The organism is Aeromonas sp. R9-2 (genome assembly GCF_040908025.1).
In the GTDB taxonomy this organism is placed as follows: domain Bacteria; phylum Pseudomonadota; class Gammaproteobacteria; order Enterobacterales; family Aeromonadaceae; genus Aeromonas; species Aeromonas veronii.
Genome location: NZ_JBFOCX010000006.1, coordinates 90,978 through 109,359, shown reverse-complemented (window position 1 = coordinate 109,359; position 18,382 = coordinate 90,978). Strand labels below are relative to the sequence as shown.

Here is an 18,382-nt window from a genome sequence, read left to right as displayed (position 1 = left end):
TAAATGGGGTGACAGTGCGGGCTAAGGTAAACTGCCCCTGTTTTCAATCGATGCCGAGGTAATGATGTTCAAGGTAGTTGTATCCGATCTCGATGGCACTCTGCTCAACAAGCAGCACCAGATCTCTCCCCGTACCCGGGATACCCTGCACCGCCTGGTAGAACAAGGTGTGAAATTCGTAGTCGCCACCGGCCGTCATCACGTTGACGTTCGCAGCTTCCGCGATGCGCTGGGGATGGACATCTACCTTATTACTTCCAATGGCGCCGTGGTCCATGACAAACAGGATCAGCTGATTTTCAACCAGCCGCTGCCGACCGAGATCGCCGCCGAACTGATTGCGCTGGAGCGTGACCCCTCTATCCACCTCAATGTCTATCAGGGTGATGACTGGGTGGTGGAAGAGGAGCTGCCCTGGCTGCTGCAGTTCCACGACGAGTCAGGGTTCACCTACCGTCTGGTCGATGACCTGAAACAGGAGCCGAAAGAGCAGATCAACAAGGTGTTCTACATCGGCGACCACGAGAAGCTGCTGAAGATCGAGGCACACCTCAACCAGCGCTATGGCGATCAGCTCAACGTCACCTTCTCCCTGCCCGACTGTCTCGAAGTGATGCATGCCGGGGTGCACAAGGGAAATGCTGTGCGTGCCGTGCTGGAGCAGAACGGGTTCGATATGTCCGAGGCGATCGCCTTCGGCGATGGCATGAACGACTTCGAGATGCTGACCATGGTGGGACGCGGCATCGTGATGGGCAACGCCCATGACCGCCTGAAAATGGCGCTGCCGGAGTATGAGCAGACCCTCACCTCCGATGAAGATGGCGTCGCCGTCTATCTGGAGAAGCTGTTCGAGCTGGAGAGCGTCAGCGCAGCCTGATCCTCTTCAGACCGCCATCCGATTCAGCAAAGCCTCACCATGTGAGGCTTTGTTTTTTCAGCGTTTCCAGCCAGGGATTGGGCCGCTGCCAGCTGAAGCTCTGGTTCGCCCCGCCGTAGCATTCAGCCAGCCGCAGCGGCGTGCCGGGGGTATGGCGTCGCCCGGCCACATCGAGGCAGCGGGAAACCTTGCTGTTGAACAGCTTGTCTTTCTGCCACTCCCACTGTGCCTGACCGTCACAGGGTGCCAGCATCAACTCGCTGTCGTTTTTGGCTTGCAAACAGAGATCCTGCAGGCGCAACTCACCCAGATCCCACTCGAACAGTTGATCGTCTTTTCCGCTGCAAGGTTGTGCCAACACCTTCTGTTGGGACACCGCAACACAAAAATCACCGCTGGTCAGCAAGGGGGAGAGAGAGCGCTCCTCCTGCGGTTGTGAAGCAATGGAGCCCATCATCACATCGGTGGATGGCGGCTTGATGGTACAGCCACCCAGCAGCAAGGCAGCCAGCATGGCGGGAGAGCAAGCAAAGGAAATTTTGTTATTCATGGAAAAATGCCTGAAATGGGCCGATGACATCCGGTTGTCAGTGACTCGAGGCTGAAGCATAACCGAAAGGCAGGGCGCGCTGCCCAAATAGAGTGTAAACAGACGTAACAGGGAGAGAGTGCTGGCGCAGCGGAGGCCAGAAAGCAAAAAACCTCGCCGAAGCGAGGTTTTTCTAAATGTGGTCGGTGATAAAGGATTCGAACCTTTGACCCTCTGGTCCCAAACCAGATGCGCTACCGGACTGCGCTAATCACCGAGGCTATTTCTTTCAAAATAGTTTACTTCAAAAAAACAAAGACGACCTGATGGTCATCCTCGTCATACAGCAAGTATGGTGCGAAGAGAGGGACTCGAACCCTCACACCCGGGGGGCACTAACACCTGAAGCTAGCGCGTCTACCAATTCCGCCACCTTCGCGTACCTGACAAGCTGTAAAATGGGGTGGCTGATGGGGCTCGAACCCACGACAACCGGAATCACAATCCGGGACTCTACCAACTGAGCTACAGCCACCACAGCTGTTTTCGTTCCACAACAACGCCCGTTTAACCGACGCACTTTTGATGGTGCGCCCGACAGGATTCGAACCTGTGACCTCTGCCTCCGGAGGGCAGCGCTCTATCCAGCTGAGCTACGGGCGCTACGCTGTCGAACGGGGCGCATTATTAATGATGGTTGCTGGTTTGTCTACACTTTTCTGTCACCGAAACACTGTTCGTTGTTTTTTCAAGCACATTGCGCACTTTTCTTCCACTATTCCCCTGCTGCCAGCCGAAAAGGGGCAGATCGCAGTCGCAAATCGCCTTGCTGCCTTGACTTGATTTGATGCCCATCTAGAATGAATGAACGTTCATTCAATCGAAAGTCACACTGATGATTCTGGATAAAAAAGAGAGCATCTTCAACGCGGCCCATGAGGTGCTGGGTGAACGGGGTTTTCATGGTCTGTCGATTGCAGAAGTCGCCAAGAAGGCCAATGTTGCCACCGGCACCATCTATCGCTACTTCGGCGACAAGGATGATCTGATCCGGCAACTGCACCAGCACACTATCTTGCAGTGTGTGCCCATGGTCATGGCCGATGTAGCAATCGATAAAGTTTCATTTCAACAATTTCGCCAATTATGGCTCAATATTCATGCCATTTTTGTTAACGAACCCAACGCTATCCGGTGCAAATTGCAGTACGAGAGCTCTCCGCTAGGGGCAGAATTGGAGACCAATCCTGTCATTCTGGCTGCCTGGGAGCCTCTGGACCGATTTTTTGAACAGGGCGTTGAACAAGGATTGTTTATTGATTTACCGATACGGGCACTCCAGGTGTTGAGTCTGGACAGTGTCATGCATCTGGCCCTGCAGTGCAGGGTGCACAACATCACGCTGACCGAATCGCAGTTGGAAACCGCGATCCGGGCCAGCTGGAATGCCATTTTATCCCCCAATCTTTCCACCTCAGGAGCCTGTTCATGAAAAAGTGGATGGCCATTATGTTGCTGATAGCGATCGCCTTGTTTGGCAGCGTCATCGGCTTCAATTTGTTCAAGCAGAAGATGATTGCCCAATACATGGCCAACCGGCCGGAGCCCGAGTTCCCCGTCACCGCCATGGTGACCAAGGCGCAGGATTGGGTACCGACCATCGAAGCGATCGGCTTCATCGAGCCGAATCAGGGGGTGACCCTCTCCACCGAACTGGCAGGTACCATTGACGCCATCACCTTCGAGTCAGGCAAACCGGTCAAGGCTGACCAGCTGCTGCTGAGCCTGGACTCCACCGTGGAGCGGGCCAATCTGCGGGCCTCCCAGGCCAAGCTGCCGGCGGCAAAAGCCAAGTTCGATCGTTTCCAGAACCTCTACAAGACCAGCTCCATCTCCAAAGAGCAGCTGGATGAGGCAGAAGCGGCCTATCGCTCACTGGAAGCAGATATCGAGAGTCTGAAGGCGACCATTGCCCGTCGTGAAGTCCGTGCGCCCTTTAGCGGCGTGGTCGGCCTGCGCAATGTGTTCCTCGGTCAGTATCTGCAGCCGGGCACAGATATCGTGCGCCTGGAAGATACCAGCGTGATGCGCCTGCGCTTCACCGTGCCCCAGACCGATATCTCCAAAATCAAGCTGGGCCAGACCATCAAGATCAATGTGGATGCCTATCCGCAAACCCAGTTTGATGGTCACATCACCGCCATCGAACCTGCGGTCAACTTCCAGAGCGGCCTGATCCAGGTACAGGCAGACATTCCGAACAACGACGGTCAGCTCCGTTCCGGTATGTTCGCCCGCGCCAGCATCATTCTGCCGACGGTGAAAGATCAGATCGTGATCCCGCAGAGCGCTATCTCCTTCACCCTTTACGGTCAGAACGTCTACGTGCTCAAAGAGGGTGAAGAGACCGACAAAGAGGGTAACAAGGTGAAAGTGCTGCGAGCCAAGCAGGTTGTGGTCAAGGCCGGTGAGCGCCGTGGCAACGATGTGCATGTGCTCTCCGGCATCCAGGCCGGTGACCAGATCGTACTGTCGGGTCAGGTTCGCCTGAGCAACGACACCAAGGTGCATGTGGTCGAGAACGACGCCCTGGCCGTTCCGGCACAAACCCCGATGCTGTAAGCGCGGAGATCTGCGATGCGATTTACTGACATATTTATAAAACGGCCTGTGCTGGCGATCTCGCTCAGCTTCCTGATCGCCTTGCTGGGCTTTCAGGCCATCTTCAAGATGCAGGTACGGGAATACCCCGAGGTGACCAACACGGTGATCACCGTCAGCACTGGCTACTATGGCGCCAGTTCTGATCTGATCCAGGGGTTCATCACCCAGCCGCTGGAACAGGCGGTCGCGCAAGCCGACAACATCGACTTCATGACCTCCTCCAGCCAGCTGGGCAGCTCCACCATCACTGCGTACATGAAGCTCAACACCGACCCCAACGCCGCGCTGTCCGACATCCTGGCGAAGGTGAACTCGGTGCGATCCCAGTTGCCGAAAGAGGCGGAAGACCCGTCGGTCACCTCCTCCACCGGTTCAACCACGGCGGTGCTCTACCTCGGCTTTACCAGCCCGGAGCTCAATTCCAGCCAGATCACCGACTATCTGGAGCGGGTTATCAAGCCGCAGCTCTTTACTGTCGGCGGGGTCTCCAAGGTTGACCTCTACGGCGGTGTCGAGTTTGCCCTGCGGGTATGGCTGGATCCGGCCAAGATGGCGGCCTTCAACCTGACTGCCAGTGACGTGATGACGGTGCTCAACAGCAACAACTATCAGTCCGCGACAGGTCAGGCGACCGGTTACTTTACCCTGTTCAACGGCAACGCCGAGACCCAGGTCAAGGATGTCGACGAGCTGAAGCGTCTGGTCGTTGCTACCCGTGACGGCAAGGTAATCCGCCTTTCCGACATTGCCAAGGTGACCCTCGAGAAGAGCCACGACATCTATCGCGCCAGCGCCAACGGCCGCGAAGCTGTGGTCATGGCGGTCAACGCCGCGCCGACAGCCAACCCCATCAACATCGCCCACGATGTGCTGGCGTTGCTGCCGAGCCTTGAGCGCAATATGCCGAGCACCATGCGTCTCAACGTGATGTATGACTCCACGGTGGCGATCAACGAGTCCATCCACGAGGTTATCAAGACCATACTTGAGGCAGCCGCCATCGTTCTGGTGGTCATCACCCTGTTCCTCGGTTCGTTCCGCGCGGTCATCATCCCGATCATCACCATTCCGCTCAGTCTTATCGGCGTGGTGATGATGATGGATATGTTCGGCTTCTCGATAAACCTGATGACCCTGCTGGCGATGGTGCTGGCGATCGGTCTGGTGGTGGATGACGCCATCGTGGTGCTGGAGAACGTCGACCGCCATATCAAGGAGGGGGAAGAACCGTTCCGGGCCGCCATTATCGGTACCCGTGAAATTGCGGTGCCGGTTATCGCCATGACGGTCACCCTGGCGGCGGTATACGCGCCTATCGCCCTGATGGGTGGTATCACAGGCTCCCTGTTCAAGGAGTTTGCCCTGACGCTGGCTGGCGCCGTGTTCGTCTCGGGCATCATCGCCCTGACTCTGTCACCGATGATGTGTTCCAAGATGCTCAAGGCCAACGAGCAGCCGGGCAAGTTCGAGAGCACAGTCCACCACCTGCTGGAACGGATGACCGATCGCTACGACAGCATGCTGCACGCCGTGATGAAAAAGCGCCCCGTCATCGTGGTGTTCGCCGTCATCGTCTTCGCCAGCCTGCCGCTGCTGTTCAAGTTCATCCCGAGCGAACTGGCACCGTCAGAGGACAAGGGGGTAATGGCCGTGCTGGGTACCGCACCGTCCAACGCCAACCTGGACTACATCGAAAACACCATGGCGGATGTGAACAAGATCTTGGACGACCAGCCCGAAATCGCCTTCTCCCAGGTCTTCTCCGGGGTGTTCAATGCCAACCAGGCGTTCGGTATCGCCTCCATGGTGCCCTGGAGCCAGCGTGAAGCGAGCCAGAAAGAGGTGCTGGACCGGGTCGCCAATCTGGTGAAAGACATCCCGGGTATGGCCATCACCACCTTCCAGTTCCCGGAACTGCCGGGTGCATCGAGTGGTCTGCCGATCCAGTTCGTCATCACCACCCCGAACAGCTTCGAAAGCCTGTTCCTGGTGGCCGGGGAAATTCTGGCAGCAGCGCAGAGTAACGGTCAGTTCGTCTATTCGGATCTCGATCTGAACTACGACTCCGCCACCATGAAGATCCGCATCGACAAGGACAAGGCAGGTGCCTACGGCATCACCATGCAGGATATCGGAATCACCATGGGCACCATGATGGCGGACGGTTACGTCAACCGTATCGACCTGGATGGCCGCTCCTACGAGGTGATCCCGCAGGTCGAGCGCAAGTACCGTCTCAATCCGGAGTCCATCAAGGGCTACTACGTGCGGGCCGCCGACGGCAAGTCGATCCCGCTCGGCAGCCTGATCAGCATTGAAGTGGTTGGCGAGCCCCGCGCCCTGCCCCACTTCAACCAGCTGAACTCCGCCACCATAGGCGCAGTTCCGGCTCCGGGCGTGGCCATGGGTGATGCGATCAACTGGTTCCAGACCACCGCTGACGAGAAGCTGCCGCAAGGCTATCGTTACGACTTCATGGGTGAAGCCCGTCAGTTCGTCACCGAAGGCAATGCGCTCTATGCCACCTTCGCGCTGGCACTGGCCATCATCTTCCTGGTGCTGGCAATCCAGTTCGAGTCGGTGCGTGACCCGCTGGTCATCATGGTCTCTGTACCGCTCGCCATCAGCGGGGCCTTGATTGCCCTGGCATGGGGTATGGCGACCATGAACATCTACTCCCAGGTGGGCCTCATCACCCTGGTGGGTCTAATTACCAAGCACGGTATCCTGATCTGTGAAGTAGCAAAGGAAGAGCAGTTGCTGCGCGGCATGAACCGAATGGAGGCCGTGATGCAGGCCGCCAAGGTGCGTCTGCGTCCGATCCTGATGACCACGGCCGCCATGATTGCCGGTCTGATCCCGCTGCTCTACGCCGCTGGCGCCGGTGCGGCACAGCGTTTCAGCATCGGTATCGTCATCGTGGCAGGTCTTGCCATCGGTACCCTGTTTACCCTGTTCGTGCTGCCGGTGATCTACACCTATCTGGCTTCCGAGCACAAACCCTTGCCGGTATTCGATGAAACCATTCCGCCCAAAGCAAACGGCGGACATTAATCATCAATCACATGCGAAGGCCCCGATACGGGGCCTTTTTTATGCTTCGCAGGAAAGACGACATAAGTGCATGAAGCAGTTAAACTAAAAAACACCACATCCAGACCGCAAGGACGCCATGTCAGGACTCTTCACCAAGACCGCCAGGGCCGTAGGCCGCAACGGACTCTCATATCGCCTGCTCTCCTACATTCTGGTCTGCAGTACCGTATTGGCGATGATCATTACGGCGCTGCAACTCGCCTGGGATTACCGCAAGGATGTCGCCGTCATCGAAGACAGCATCGGCCAGATCGAGGCCTCGTTCCTGCAACCCATCGCCGCCAGCTTGTGGAACCTGGATGAAGAGCAGGTCAAAGTGCAAATTGAAGGGATCATGAACCTGCCCAACATGCAGTTCGTGATGGTCAAGGAGATGCTCGGCAACTCCGAAGTCCCGCTGCTGACCCAAGGGGTCGAGCGGGAAAGCTATGATATCTCCCGCGAATTCAACCTCACCTATCAGGGTGAAATCGTCGGCAAGCTGTTCGTTGCCGCCTCTCTCGAGCAGATCTACCAGCGCCTCATCGAAAAATCGGTGCTGATCATGGTCAGCCAGACCATCAAGACCCTGGTGGTCTCATTTTGCATCCTGATCATCATTTACTATCTGGTGGTCAGGCACATCAACCGCATCGCCAACTACGCCCAGAAGTTCAACCTCGATCGGCTCGACATGGCGCTGGAGCTGGAAGGCCGCCCGCAGCCACGCAAGAAACCCGATGAGCTGGATACACTAGTCTCCACCCTCAACCAGATGCGTACCCGACTGCGTGACGAGCTGGTTGCTCGCCATCAGGCGGTCGAACAACTGCAAAAGGAACGGGACTTCTCCGCCACCCTGATCAACTCCGCCAACATGGTCATCTGCTGCATGGAACCGGATTTGACCATCGCCAGCATCAACCCGGCAGCCATCCTGTTAACCGGCTACCACCAGCAGGAGCTGTTGCAGCACAACTGGCTGGATCTCTTTGTCAGCCCGGCGCAACGGGAAGAGCTGAACGATATTCTGGCGGCGGAAGGTTCACTGGCCGACAAAGAGGTCATCATGCATGACCAGCAGGCCCATGAGCTGGTACTGCAATGGACCTTCGTCCCCTTCTACGATGGCCCCAACCTCAAGTACCAGATCGGCTTCGGTTACGACATCACCCAGCTGAAAAAGGTCGAGCGGGAGATTATCCAGCTCAACGAACAGCTGGAAGGCAAGGTGGTGGAGCGTACCCGCAGCCTGAGCGAAGCCAACAACCAGCTCGGCAAGGCGTACGACGACCTGAAACAGGCCCAGCAGACCCTGGTGGAGTCCGAGAAGATGGCCTCCCTCGGCTCGCTGGTGGCCGGGGTGGCACACGAGATCAACACTCCGATTGGCATCAGTGTGACCGCCTCCTCCTACCTGCAGGAGCGGGTCGCCGATTTCAAGTCTCATATCGACTCCAAGCAGCTGTCTCGCTCCTATCTCAACGAGTTCACCGTCAACCTCGACGAGTCGATGCAACTGCTGCAGAGCAACCTGCGGCGCGCCTCCGAGCTGATTGCCAGCTTCAAGCAGGTGGCTGTCGACCAGTCATCGGAAGCGCGCTACAACTTCAGTCTCGCCGACAACCTCCATCAGGTGGTGGTCTCGCTTGGCCACAAACTGAAGAAGAGCCAGTGCGAAGTGGATATTCAGTGCGATCCCAAGCTGTCGATCTTCTCCTTCCCGGGCAGTTTTACCCAGATCTACTCGAACCTGATCCTCAACTCCATCAACCACGGGTTCGACAACTGGGACAAACCGAAGAAGATCACCATCAAGGTGGAACAGCAGGGAGAGGAGCTGTTTATCGACTATTCGGACAACGGCCGCGGCATCCCGCCCGAAATCTTGCCACGCATCTTCGATCCCTTCGTCACCTCCAAGCGGGGTCAGGGTGGCAGCGGCCTGGGCACACACATCATCTACAACTTGGTGGTGCAACTGCTGAAAGGCCGTATCAGCTGTGCCAGCGAACCGGGCCAGGGCGCCCAGTTCCATATTCGCCTGCCGATCCAACATAACTGAGCGCTGGCTCTTGTGAGCCAGCCGCTTTATCCCCATCATGCTGTGATTGCATTCTTAATGAGCGGAGAACCTCGCAATGGCACAGCATTTTGACTATATCGCCATCGGCGGCGGCAGCGGCGGTATTGCTTCTGCCAACCGGGCTGCCATGTACGGTAAGAAAGTTGCCCTGATTGAAGCCAAAGAGTTGGGTGGAACCTGCGTCAACGTAGGCTGCGTACCGAAGAAGGCCATGTGGTATGCCGGCCAGATCGCCGATGCCATGAAATATGGCGCCGACTACGGCTTTGACACCACCCTCAACCACTTCAACTGGGCCAAGCTGGTCGAGTCCCGCCAGGCCTACATCGGCCGCATTCACCAGTCCTATCAGAACGTGCTGGGCAAGAACCAGATCACCGTCATCAAGGGCTTCGCCCGCTTCGTCAGTAGCAACACCATCGAGGTTAATGGCGAGCACTACACGGCCGATCATATCCTGATCGCTACCGGTGGCCGCCCGGAAATTCCGGCGATCCCGGGAGCCGAGCTGGGTATCGACTCCGACGGTTTCTTCGATCTGCAAAGCCAACCCAAGCGGGTTGCCGTGGTTGGAGCTGGCTACATCGCAGTCGAGATCGCCGGGGTGATGCAGGCACTCGGCTCAGAGACCCATCTGGTGGTGCGCAAGCACGCACCGCTGCGCAACTTCGACCCCATGATCCACGAGACATTGGTCGAAATCATGGCGCAGGAAGGGCCCAAGCTGCACACCCACGCCATTCCCAAAGCCGTGCTCAAGAACGCTGACAACAGCCTGACCCTGCAACTGGAAGATGGCCGCCATCTCACCGTCGACTGCCTGATCTGGGCCATCGGCCGGGTACCGGCTACCGACAACCTCAATCTGGCTGCCGCTGGCATCACGCTGGACGAGAAGGGCTTTATCCCGACCGACAAGTTCCAGAACACCTCTGTCGCCAACATCTATGCAGTGGGCGACAACACGGGTCGCATCCAGCTCACCCCGGTGGCCGTCGCTGCGGGCCGTCGCCTCTCCGAACGGCTGTTCAACAACAAGCCGAACGAGCACCTCAACTACGATCTGGTGCCGACCGTGGTGTTCAGCCACCCGCCCATTGGCACCATCGGCCTGACCGAACCGGAAGCCATCGCCGAATACGGCGAGGATCAGGTGAAGGTCTACCGCAGCCAGTTCACCGCCATGTACTCGGCACTGACCCAGCATCGCCAGCCCACCCGGATGAAGCTGGTCTGTGTCGGCCCGGAAGAGAAGGTGGTCGGTTTGCACGGTATCGGCTTTGCGATGGACGAGATCCTGCAAGGCTTCGGCGTCGCCATGAAGATGGGTGCCACCAAGGCGGACTTCGACAACTGTGTCGCAATCCACCCCACCAGTGCGGAAGAGTTTGTGACAATGCGATAAGCACGTTTGAAGCAGGCCTGTCATTATCAGGCCAACTTCAACAACTGCGTTCCCACGCCTCACCCCACCAGCGCGGAAGAGTTCGTCACTATGCGCTAAGGGCTGATGAAGTTGGCCTGTCACGAGCAGCCGGCTTCTACAGCCATGTAATCCCTTCATCCAAACCCGGCTCAGGCCGGTTTTTTTGATAACTCCTCGCCATTTATCTCGCAAATCCGTCGTTCTTTACGCCGATTTTACGCCTGCCACATGGCGCTTTATGGCGCCTTTACGCCTGTTTTACATACCCTTTTCAGCGTCAATGACACCAACAGAGTCGATGTGGTCTTACATCGGCTCTCGCAGCTAATTATCTCAATGGAGTCGATATGAATTGGCTATATCTGCTGCTCGTCCTCGCCTTGATGGCCTATCTGATGCGCGCACTCACGCGCAGTCACGAGTGAGGGACTACCTATATGCAGCAAGAAATTATCTACCCGGTGGCCAGCAAACTGCCGAGCCTCGTGAGCAATCCAATGCGTGCCCTGACGCACCGTGACCACGAGTGAGGAACTAGAACATGTGGCAAGAAATAATCTATCCGGTGGCCTTCGTGCTGCTGGTGCTGCTGCCGGCACCGCTGCTGGGCAACTACATCTACCGGGTATTTGAAGGCAAAATTCGCTGGCTGGCACCGGTCGAGCGCGCCACACTGGCTTGCTGTGGCACCGATGGGCGGGAGCAGGACTGGAAGTCCTACGCCCTCAGCCTACTGGCCTTCAACGGCGCCGGTTTCGGTCTGCTGTTCCTGATCCTGATGGCTCAGGGGTTGCTGCCCCTCAACCCGCAGCAACTGCCGGGTCTGAGCTGGCAACTGGCATTCAACACCGCGGTCAGCTTTATGACCAACACCAACTGGCAAGCCTATTCCGGTGAGGCCAGCCTCTCCTACTTCAGCCAGATGGTGGGGCTGACCACCCAGAACTTCGTCTCCGCAGGGACGGGCGCCGCCGTCGCCATTGCCCTGTTCCGCGGTATCGCCCGTCAGCAGACCATCAACCTTGGCAACTTCTGGCAGGATCTGGTGCGTTTCTGCCTCTATGTGCTGCTGCCCATCGCGCTGATCATGGCGCTGGTGCTGGTATGGCAAGGGGTGCCGCAAAGCCTGTCAGCCTATCTGCCGTTCCACGGTGTGGAAGGTCAGGAGCAGCTGCTGCCCCTCGGCCCGGCGGCCTCGCAGATCGCCATCAAGCAGCTGGGCTCCAACGGCGGCGGCTTCTTCGGCATCAACTCGGCACATCCGTTCGAGAACCCGACAGCCCTCTCCAACTGGCTGGAGATGGTCGCCCTGCTCACCATCGCCGCCGCCATGGTCTTTACTCTGGGCCGCTATGTGAAAGACATGGCCCACAGCCGCGCCATTCTCGGTGCCATGACCCTCATGCTGGTGCTGGGACTCTTCGTCTCCCTCTCCCAGGAGCTGAAACCGGATCCCGCCCTCGCCCAGCTCACCACTGACGCCAGCAACATGGCTGGCAACTGGGAAGGCAAGGAGAGCCGCTTCGGCCCAGTGCTCTCCAGCATCTGGGAAGTGGCGACCACTGCCGCCTCCAATGGTGCCGTCAACGCCATGCACGACAGCTTTACTCCGCTCGGCGGCATGGTGGGCATGATCAACATGCTGCTGGGCGAGGTCATCTTCGGCGGGGTCGGCTCCGGTATCTACGGCATGATGCTGTTCGTGCTGCTGACCGTATTCCTGTGCGGCCTGATGGTAGGGCGCACCCCGACCTATCTGGGCAAACGCCTCGGCATCACCGAAATGAAGTGGGTCGTCGCCAGCATGCTGGTCATGCCAGTGGGGGTTTTGGTGATCGGTGGTGTCACCCTGCTGATGCCGGATGCCAGCACCATCATCGGCCATGATGGCCCGCACGGTCTGTCACGCCTCATCTATGCCTACGCCTCGGCTGCCGGCAACAACGGCTCCGCCTTCGCCGGTTTTGCCGCCGGTGACAACTGGCAGTGCATCGCCATCGGTCTGGCCATGCTGCTCGGTCGCTTCGGCTACATCATTCCGGTACTGGCCATCGCCGGTCAGCTGGCCCGTGCGCCCCGTCAGGAGACGAGCGAAGGGGACTTCCCCATCAGCGGCCCGCTGTTCGTTACCCTGCTGATCATCACCGTCCTGCTGATAGGTGGCCTCTCCTTCCTGCCGGTGCTGGCACTGGGTCCGGTGGCCGAACATCTGAGTCTGATCGGAGGTGCATTCTGATGAACCTGACCCTGTCGATCACCATCCGGATGCCAATCGCCAACTATCTGATGCTGGGAGCTTTCCAATGAGCAAGTCCACTGCAATGAGCACCGACACCATGTTGGTGAAGGGCAAAAAACAGAAATCACAGATCATCCAGGCAATGGTTGAGGCCCTCTATCGCTTCAATCCCAAGGCGCTGTTTGGCAGTCCTATCCTGTTCACCCTCTGGCTGGCCGCAGTCATGGCGACCGTGGAGTCCCTGCTGGGGCAGCCTTTCTCCGGCGTTGCTCCCTCACTGGCCTGGCAGCTGACCGCCTGGCTCTGGCTCACCCTCTGGTTTGCCAACTTCGCGGAAACCCTGGCCGAGGGGCGCGGCAAGGCTCGCGCCGACAGCCTGAAGGCGGGCATGAGCCAGCTCAAGGCCCGTCGGGTGACCAATGCCAAAGATGGTCAGGGCGAGTGGGTGCCCGCCACCAGCCTGATGAAGGGGGATCTGGTGCTGGTACGCAGCGGCGAGATGATCCCGGCCGACGGCGAAGTTGTCGCTGGCATCGCCTCGGTCAACGAGGCGGCCATCACCGGCGAATCAGCCCCCGTCATCCGCGAGTCGGGTACCGATCGCAGCGGCGTGACCGGCAACACGACGGTCGTCTCCGACGAGATCTGGGTACGCGTCAGCAACAATCCGGGCGAAAGTACGCTGGATCGGATGATCGCACTGGTGGAAGGGGCCAAGCGCCAGAAGACCCCCAACGAGATGGCGCTGGACGCCCTGCTGGTGGGTCTGACCCTGATCTTCCTGCTGGTGGTCGCCACCCTGCCCTGGTTCCTCGACTACAACGGCACCCAGGTCCCGCGCCTCTACCTGATTGCCCTCTTCATCACCCTGATCCCGACCACCATCGGCGGCCTGCTCTCCGCCATCGGCATTGCCGGCATGGATCGATTGGTGAAGCTGAACGTCATCGCCAAGTCTGGCCGTGCCGTGGAAGCGGCCGGTGACGTGCGTACCCTGCTGCTGGACAAGACAGGCACCATCACCTTCGGCAACCGGATGGCCGATGAGTTGATCCCAGCACCGGGTGTCGACCCTGCCCTGCTGGCACAAGCGGCCATGCTGGCCTCGCTGGGTGACAATACCCCGGAGGGCAAATCCATCCTGACTCTGGCCAGCAAAAGCATGGCCAAGCCGAGCCAGCTGGAGAGCGACAAGGTGATCCCTTTCAGCGCCGAGACCCGCCTGAGCGGACTGGATCGCAACGGTCATCAATATCGCAAGGGTGCGGTGGATGCCGTGTTGAACTACCTCAGCCTCGACCGCAAGGCGGTGCCGGAGCTGGTGCTCAAGTCAGTCGACAGCATCGCCCGCCAGGGTGGGACTCCGCTGCTGGTCTGCACGCAGGAGAAACTGCTGGGGGTGGTCTACCTCAAGGACATCATCAAGCCCGGTATCAAGGCTCGCTTCCAGATCCTGCGCCATATGGGGATCCGTACCGTGATGATCACCGGTGACAACCCGAAAACCGCCGCCGCCATCGCCGCCGAAGCCGGGGTGGATGACTTCATCGCGGAAGCGACGCCGGAGAAGAAGCTCGCCTATATCCGGCAGGAGCAGGCCGATGGCCGTCTGGTCGCCATGTGCGGTGACGGCGCCAACGATGCGCCCGCACTGGCGCAGGCTGACGTGGGGCTGGCCATGAACGAGGGCTCCCAGGCCGCCAAGGAGGCGGGCAACCTGGTGGATCTCGACTCCAACCCCACCAAGCTGCTGGATGTGGTGCTGGTCGGCAAACAGCTGCTGGTGACCCGTGGCGCCCTGACCACCTTCTCCATCGCCAACGACGTGGCCAAGTACTTTGCCATCCTGCCAGCCCTGTTCATCGCCGCCTACCCGCAACTGGGGGCACTGAACCTGATGCAGCTGGGCAGCCCGCAGAGCGCCATCCTGTCGGCCATCATCTTCAACGCCCTGATCATTGTGGCGCTGGTGCCGCTGGCACTGCGTGGTGTCGACCTGAAAGGCTCGGCCGCCAGCCTGCTGCGCCGCAACCTGCTGATCTACGGTGTCGGCGGCCTGCTGGTGCCGTTTATCGGCATCAAGCTGATTGATCTGGTCATTACCGGCCTGGGTCTGGTGTAACGACATAACCGGGATGCGGGTCAGACCCGCATCCCCAGCCATCCTTTTGGAGCAAGAGAATCATGATAGCAATCAGAACCCTGTTGACCCTGACCCTGCTGCTGGGCGTGGGTTATCCGCTGGCGGTCACCGGGCTGGCCCAGCTGCTCTTCCCCTGGCAGGCCAACGGCAGCCTGCTCACCAACGCCAAGCAGCAGGTGGTCGGCAGCGCCCTGCTGGCACAGAAGTTCGAGCGGGCCGACTACTTCCATCCCCGCCCCTCAGCCAGCGATTTCAACACCATTGGCGGCAGCGCCAGCAATCTGGGGATGAGCTCACCGCTGCGGGCAGAGTTTGCCGAACAGGTGGCCAAGGCACAGCCGGGAACCCGCTCCCCCGCCATGCTGACCCGCTCCGCCTCCGGCCTCGATCCCCACCTGCCGCTGGATGCGGTGCTGGCTCAGGTCGACCGCGTCGCCAAAGAACGTGGACTGGATCCCGCCCAACTGACGGAGCAGGTCAAGTCGGCCACACAAGCTGGTATCCTTGGCCCGCAGGTGGTCAACATTCTCCAGCTGAATCTGCAACTGGATCATAAAAAGGGCGCCTGATGGCGCCCATTCCGGTTTGGTGATGACCTCGATTTTCGAAACGGGCGGTTGGCTCGATAGGGATAACAATGGCTGATGTAGCAAGCGCTGACGCCCTGCTGGCGAGTCTGATGCAGGAGCATGGGGATGCGTGATGAGGTAAGGGCTGACGCCCTGCTGGCGAGCCTGGAACAGGAACACAAGGGCAAGCTGAAGGTGTTTCTCGGGGCCGCTCCCGGCGTGGGCAAGACCTACGCCATGCTGCAGGCGGTGCGGGAACAGGCCAAAGAGGGGGTCGACATCCTGATCGGCGTGGTGGAGACCCACGGCCGTCAGGAGACGCTGGCCCTGCTCGACAAGCTCGCCATCATGCCGCGCAAGATCCACATGCACCGCCAGCAGCGACTGGAGGAGATGGATCTCGACGGCCTGCTCGCCCGCAAACCGGCCATCGCCGTGGTGGACGAGCTGGCCCACAGCAACGCCCCCGGCAGCCGCCACGAGAAGCGCTGGCAGGATGTGGAGGAGCTGCTCAACGCCGGAATCGACGTCTACACCACCCTCAACGTGCAGCATCTGGAGAGCCTCAACGATCTGGTGTGGCAGCTCACCGGGGTCAGGGTGAAAGAGACCCTGCCCGATCAGGTGCTGCTGGAGGCCGACAGTCTGGTGCTGATCGACCTGCCCCCCAAGGAGCTGCTCGGCCGCCTCAAGGAGGGCAAGGTCTATGTGCCCCATCAGGCCAAGGCTGCCCTGCAATCCTTCTTCTCCCTCAACAACCTCACCGCATTGCGGGAACTGGCGATGCAGACCGCCGCCAGCCATGTGGAGGGCGATCTGCAACTGCAGTGGCAGGCAGCAGGCAAGAGCACCTTGCCGCTGCGGGGCAAGCTGATGGTCTGCCTCGGCGACCTGCACGGCTCGGCGCTGGTGCGCTATGGCCACCGATTTGCCCAGCGTCGCCAGCTGCCCTGGCTGGTGGTGCATGTCGACAGCAATGGCCGCCGCTCTGCTGATGTGGAACAAGCACTGGCGCTCGCCTCTCACCTCGGTGCCAAGGTGCTGACGCTCTCCAGCCCGGCGGTCGCCAACACCCTGCTGGAGACCGCCGAACAGCAGCAGGTCTCCCAGCTGCTGCTCGGCAAACCTCACAAAGCGCCGTGGCGCCGCTCGCTGGTGCAACACCTGCTCAAACAGGCGCAGGGGCTCGAAATCACGCTGGTCGATACCGAGAAGCAGAAGCCCGAAGTGGGGATGCGCGTCCCGACCCCGAAGGATATACACCACAGCCTGCTGGCGGTGACCATCATGGGGATCACCTCGGCCGCCGCCTGGGGGCTCTCCTACTGGCTGCCACCAGCAGCGTTGCCGCTCATCTTTGTACTGGGGGTGCTGGCGACGGCCCTCACCACCAGTCTGGTACCCGCCACGCTGGCGGCGGTGCTGGGCTTTATCGCCCACAATCTGCTCTTCACCGCCCCCTACTTCTCCCTGAGCGTCGCCAACCACAGCGATCTGCTCACCCTGTTCGTGCTGCTTATCGTCGGCATGACGGCAGGACGGCTCGCCTCCCGTCAGCGCCAGCAGTTGATCGGTCTGCGCGAGACCCAGCAGTTGGGCAATGCCCTGCTTTCCCTCAGTCAGGGGCTGGCCACCGCCAGCAGCCCGGAGGAGGTGCTCAGACAAGGGGCGCAAGCTATCTCGCTGGCACTGGGCCAGCCAACCGTGGTGATCGACAAGGAGTTCAACGATCGGCTCGGCAACGAGAAGCACAGGCCAGGCCAGACCGACAAGGCGGCCATCGACTGGTGTCTGGCCCAGAAGCAGAGCGCCGGAGCCCACACCGCAACTCTCAATGCCGCCGAAGCCCAGTATCACCACCTCAGCGATGATCTGGTGATCGGCATAACGCTGGCCAATCCGCTCTCCTCCTCTGCCGAACACCAGCTGCAGGCGCTGCTCACCGACATTCGCGCCGCGCTGGCGCGGATCGACCTCAACGAGCGGCTGGCCGACAGCCAGTTGCAGGCGGAGACCGACCGGATGCGGGCCGCCCTGCTCTCCTCGGTCTCCCACGACTTGAAGACGCCGCTGGCCACCATCATGGGTGCCGGCAGCACCCTGCTGGAATATGGTGACCGGATCCCGCCGGATGATCGCAACGAACTGCTCCACTCGGTACAGGACGAGGCGCGCCGCCTGCACAGCTATGTGCAAAACCTGCTGGATATGACCCGCATCGGCTCCCCCGACTTCCAGTTGAAACGGGACTGGGTCGATCTGGCGGATCTGGTGGAGAGCGCCCGCAAGCGGCTCGACTCCTCCTGGCGCCAGCACAAGCTGCTGGTCCATTTCGATCAGCATGTGCCCCAGCTCTATGTCCATGGCGCCCTGATCGAACAGGTGCTGGTCAACATCCTCGACAACGCCTCTCGCTACTCGCCGGCAGGCACCCCCATCGAGTTCAAGGTGATGGTGGCCGAACCCGACCTTATCATCGATATCATCGATATCGGGGTCGGTATCGCCGAGTCGGATCGTGAGAAGATCTTCAACCTCTTCTACACCCAGCCAGTTGGCGATTGCGGCAGCCGTGGCACCGGGCTTGGCCTCGCCATTTCCCGCGCTATGATAGAGGCCCACGGCGGCAAGATTTGGGCCTTCTCCGGCCCCAATGGCAACGGCACCTGCATGCGTATCTCCCTGCCGCTCGCGCTCAATTCACCGGAGGTCTGATGGCTGACCGCCAGCTCGGGTCACTCAGCCCCTCCCACCATTCGCCTCTGGAGGTT

The 18,382-nt window shown here is 59.7% G+C and carries 11 protein-coding genes and 4 tRNA genes; 10 read left to right on the top strand and 5 right to left on the bottom strand.

The features are described from left to right. The first annotated feature begins 64 nt into the window (after positions 1-64). Complete coding sequence (locus AB5Y71_RS01630) at positions 65-880, top strand: Cof-type HAD-IIB family hydrolase (RefSeq protein ID WP_005339262.1); 816 nt, start codon at positions 65-67, stop codon at positions 878-880. Positions 881-914: 34 nt separating this feature from the next. On the opposite strand, the gene AB5Y71_RS01625 is transcribed toward AB5Y71_RS01630, so the two are convergent. From AB5Y71_RS01625 to AB5Y71_RS01605, 5 genes are all read right to left on the bottom strand, one after another. Next, entirely contained in the window at positions 915-1,430 is a 516-nt protein-coding gene (locus AB5Y71_RS01625) for a ricin-type beta-trefoil lectin domain protein (RefSeq protein ID WP_139741969.1), read from the bottom strand. 179 nt (positions 1,431-1,609) lie between these two features. Continuing rightward, a tRNA-Pro gene (locus tag AB5Y71_RS01620) sits at positions 1,610-1,686 on the bottom strand. Between the two features lie 76 nt (positions 1,687-1,762). Next, a tRNA-Leu gene (locus AB5Y71_RS01615) sits at positions 1,763-1,848 on the bottom strand. Between the two features lie 20 nt (positions 1,849-1,868). Then, a tRNA-His gene (locus AB5Y71_RS01610) sits at positions 1,869-1,944 on the bottom strand. A 51-nt stretch (positions 1,945-1,995) separates the two neighbouring features. Further along, positions 1,996-2,072 (bottom strand) — tRNA-Arg (locus AB5Y71_RS01605). Positions 2,073-2,304: 232 nt separating this feature from the next. On the opposite strand from AB5Y71_RS01605, the gene AB5Y71_RS01600 reads away from it, so the two are divergent. From AB5Y71_RS01600 to AB5Y71_RS01560, 9 genes are all read left to right on the top strand, one after another. Then, a complete protein-coding gene (locus tag AB5Y71_RS01600) occupies positions 2,305-2,901 on the top strand; it encodes a TetR/AcrR family transcriptional regulator (protein WP_005339267.1) in 597 nt (198 codons plus the stop codon). Then, entirely contained in the window at positions 2,898-4,031 is a 1,134-nt protein-coding gene (locus AB5Y71_RS01595) for an efflux RND transporter periplasmic adaptor subunit (protein ID WP_005339268.1), read from the top strand. Before AB5Y71_RS01600 ends, AB5Y71_RS01595 begins: the two co-directional genes overlap by 4 nt. 15 nt (positions 4,032-4,046) lie before the next feature. After that, positions 4,047-7,127 (top strand): multidrug efflux RND transporter permease subunit, encoded by a 3,081-nt coding sequence (locus AB5Y71_RS01590; protein ID WP_005355755.1) that lies wholly within the window; start codon positions 4,047-4,049, stop codon positions 7,125-7,127. A 118-nt stretch (positions 7,128-7,245) separates the two neighbouring features. Next, positions 7,246-9,213 (top strand): ATP-binding protein, encoded by a 1,968-nt coding sequence (locus AB5Y71_RS01585; RefSeq protein WP_076494201.1) that lies wholly within the window; start codon positions 7,246-7,248, stop codon positions 9,211-9,213. Positions 9,214-9,289: 76 nt separating this feature from the next. Next, on the top strand, positions 9,290-10,639 hold the full coding sequence (gorA, locus tag AB5Y71_RS01580) for a glutathione-disulfide reductase (protein ID WP_368170839.1): 1,350 nt from the start codon (positions 9,290-9,292) through the stop codon (positions 10,637-10,639). A gap of 562 nt (positions 10,640-11,201) precedes the next feature. Further along, entirely contained in the window at positions 11,202-12,896 is a 1,695-nt protein-coding gene (gene kdpA / locus AB5Y71_RS01575; protein ID WP_252413296.1) for a potassium-transporting ATPase subunit KdpA, read from the top strand. 67 nt (positions 12,897-12,963) lie between these two features. Then, on the top strand, positions 12,964-15,021 hold the full coding sequence (kdpB, locus tag AB5Y71_RS01570) for a potassium-transporting ATPase subunit KdpB (protein WP_368170838.1): 2,058 nt from the start codon (positions 12,964-12,966) through the stop codon (positions 15,019-15,021). Between the two features lie 62 nt (positions 15,022-15,083). After that, positions 15,084-15,611 (top strand): potassium-transporting ATPase subunit C, encoded by a 528-nt coding sequence (locus tag AB5Y71_RS01565; protein WP_368170837.1) that lies wholly within the window; start codon positions 15,084-15,086, stop codon positions 15,609-15,611. A gap of 126 nt (positions 15,612-15,737) precedes the next feature. After that, positions 15,738-18,326, top strand: a complete 2,589-nt coding sequence (locus AB5Y71_RS01560; RefSeq protein ID WP_368170836.1) for an ATP-binding protein — start codon at positions 15,738-15,740, stop codon at positions 18,324-18,326. Positions 18,327-18,382: the final 56 nt, after the last annotated feature.

Coding starts and splice junctions, on each gene's coding strand:
- kdpB (WP_368170838.1), top strand. CDS start 12,964: ATGAGCAAGTCCACTGCAATGAGCACCGACACCATGTTGGTGAAGGGC.
- gorA (WP_368170839.1), top strand. CDS start 9,290: ATGGCACAGCATTTTGACTATATCGCCATCGGCGGCGGCAGCGGCGGT.
- AB5Y71_RS01585 (WP_076494201.1), top strand. CDS start 7,246: ATGTCAGGACTCTTCACCAAGACCGCCAGGGCCGTAGGCCGCAACGGA.
- AB5Y71_RS01630 (WP_005339262.1), top strand. CDS start 65: ATGTTCAAGGTAGTTGTATCCGATCTCGATGGCACTCTGCTCAACAAG.
- AB5Y71_RS01600 (WP_005339267.1), top strand. CDS start 2,305: ATGATTCTGGATAAAAAAGAGAGCATCTTCAACGCGGCCCATGAGGTG.
- AB5Y71_RS01590 (WP_005355755.1), top strand. CDS start 4,047: ATGCGATTTACTGACATATTTATAAAACGGCCTGTGCTGGCGATCTCG.
- AB5Y71_RS01625 (WP_139741969.1), bottom strand. CDS start 1,430: ATGAATAACAAAATTTCCTTTGCTTGCTCTCCCGCCATGCTGGCTGCC.
- kdpA (WP_252413296.1), top strand. CDS start 11,202: ATGTGGCAAGAAATAATCTATCCGGTGGCCTTCGTGCTGCTGGTGCTG.
- AB5Y71_RS01565 (WP_368170837.1), top strand. CDS start 15,084: ATGATAGCAATCAGAACCCTGTTGACCCTGACCCTGCTGCTGGGCGTG.
- AB5Y71_RS01560 (WP_368170836.1), top strand. CDS start 15,738: ATGCGTGATGAGGTAAGGGCTGACGCCCTGCTGGCGAGCCTGGAACAG.
- AB5Y71_RS01595 (WP_005339268.1), top strand. CDS start 2,898: ATGAAAAAGTGGATGGCCATTATGTTGCTGATAGCGATCGCCTTGTTT.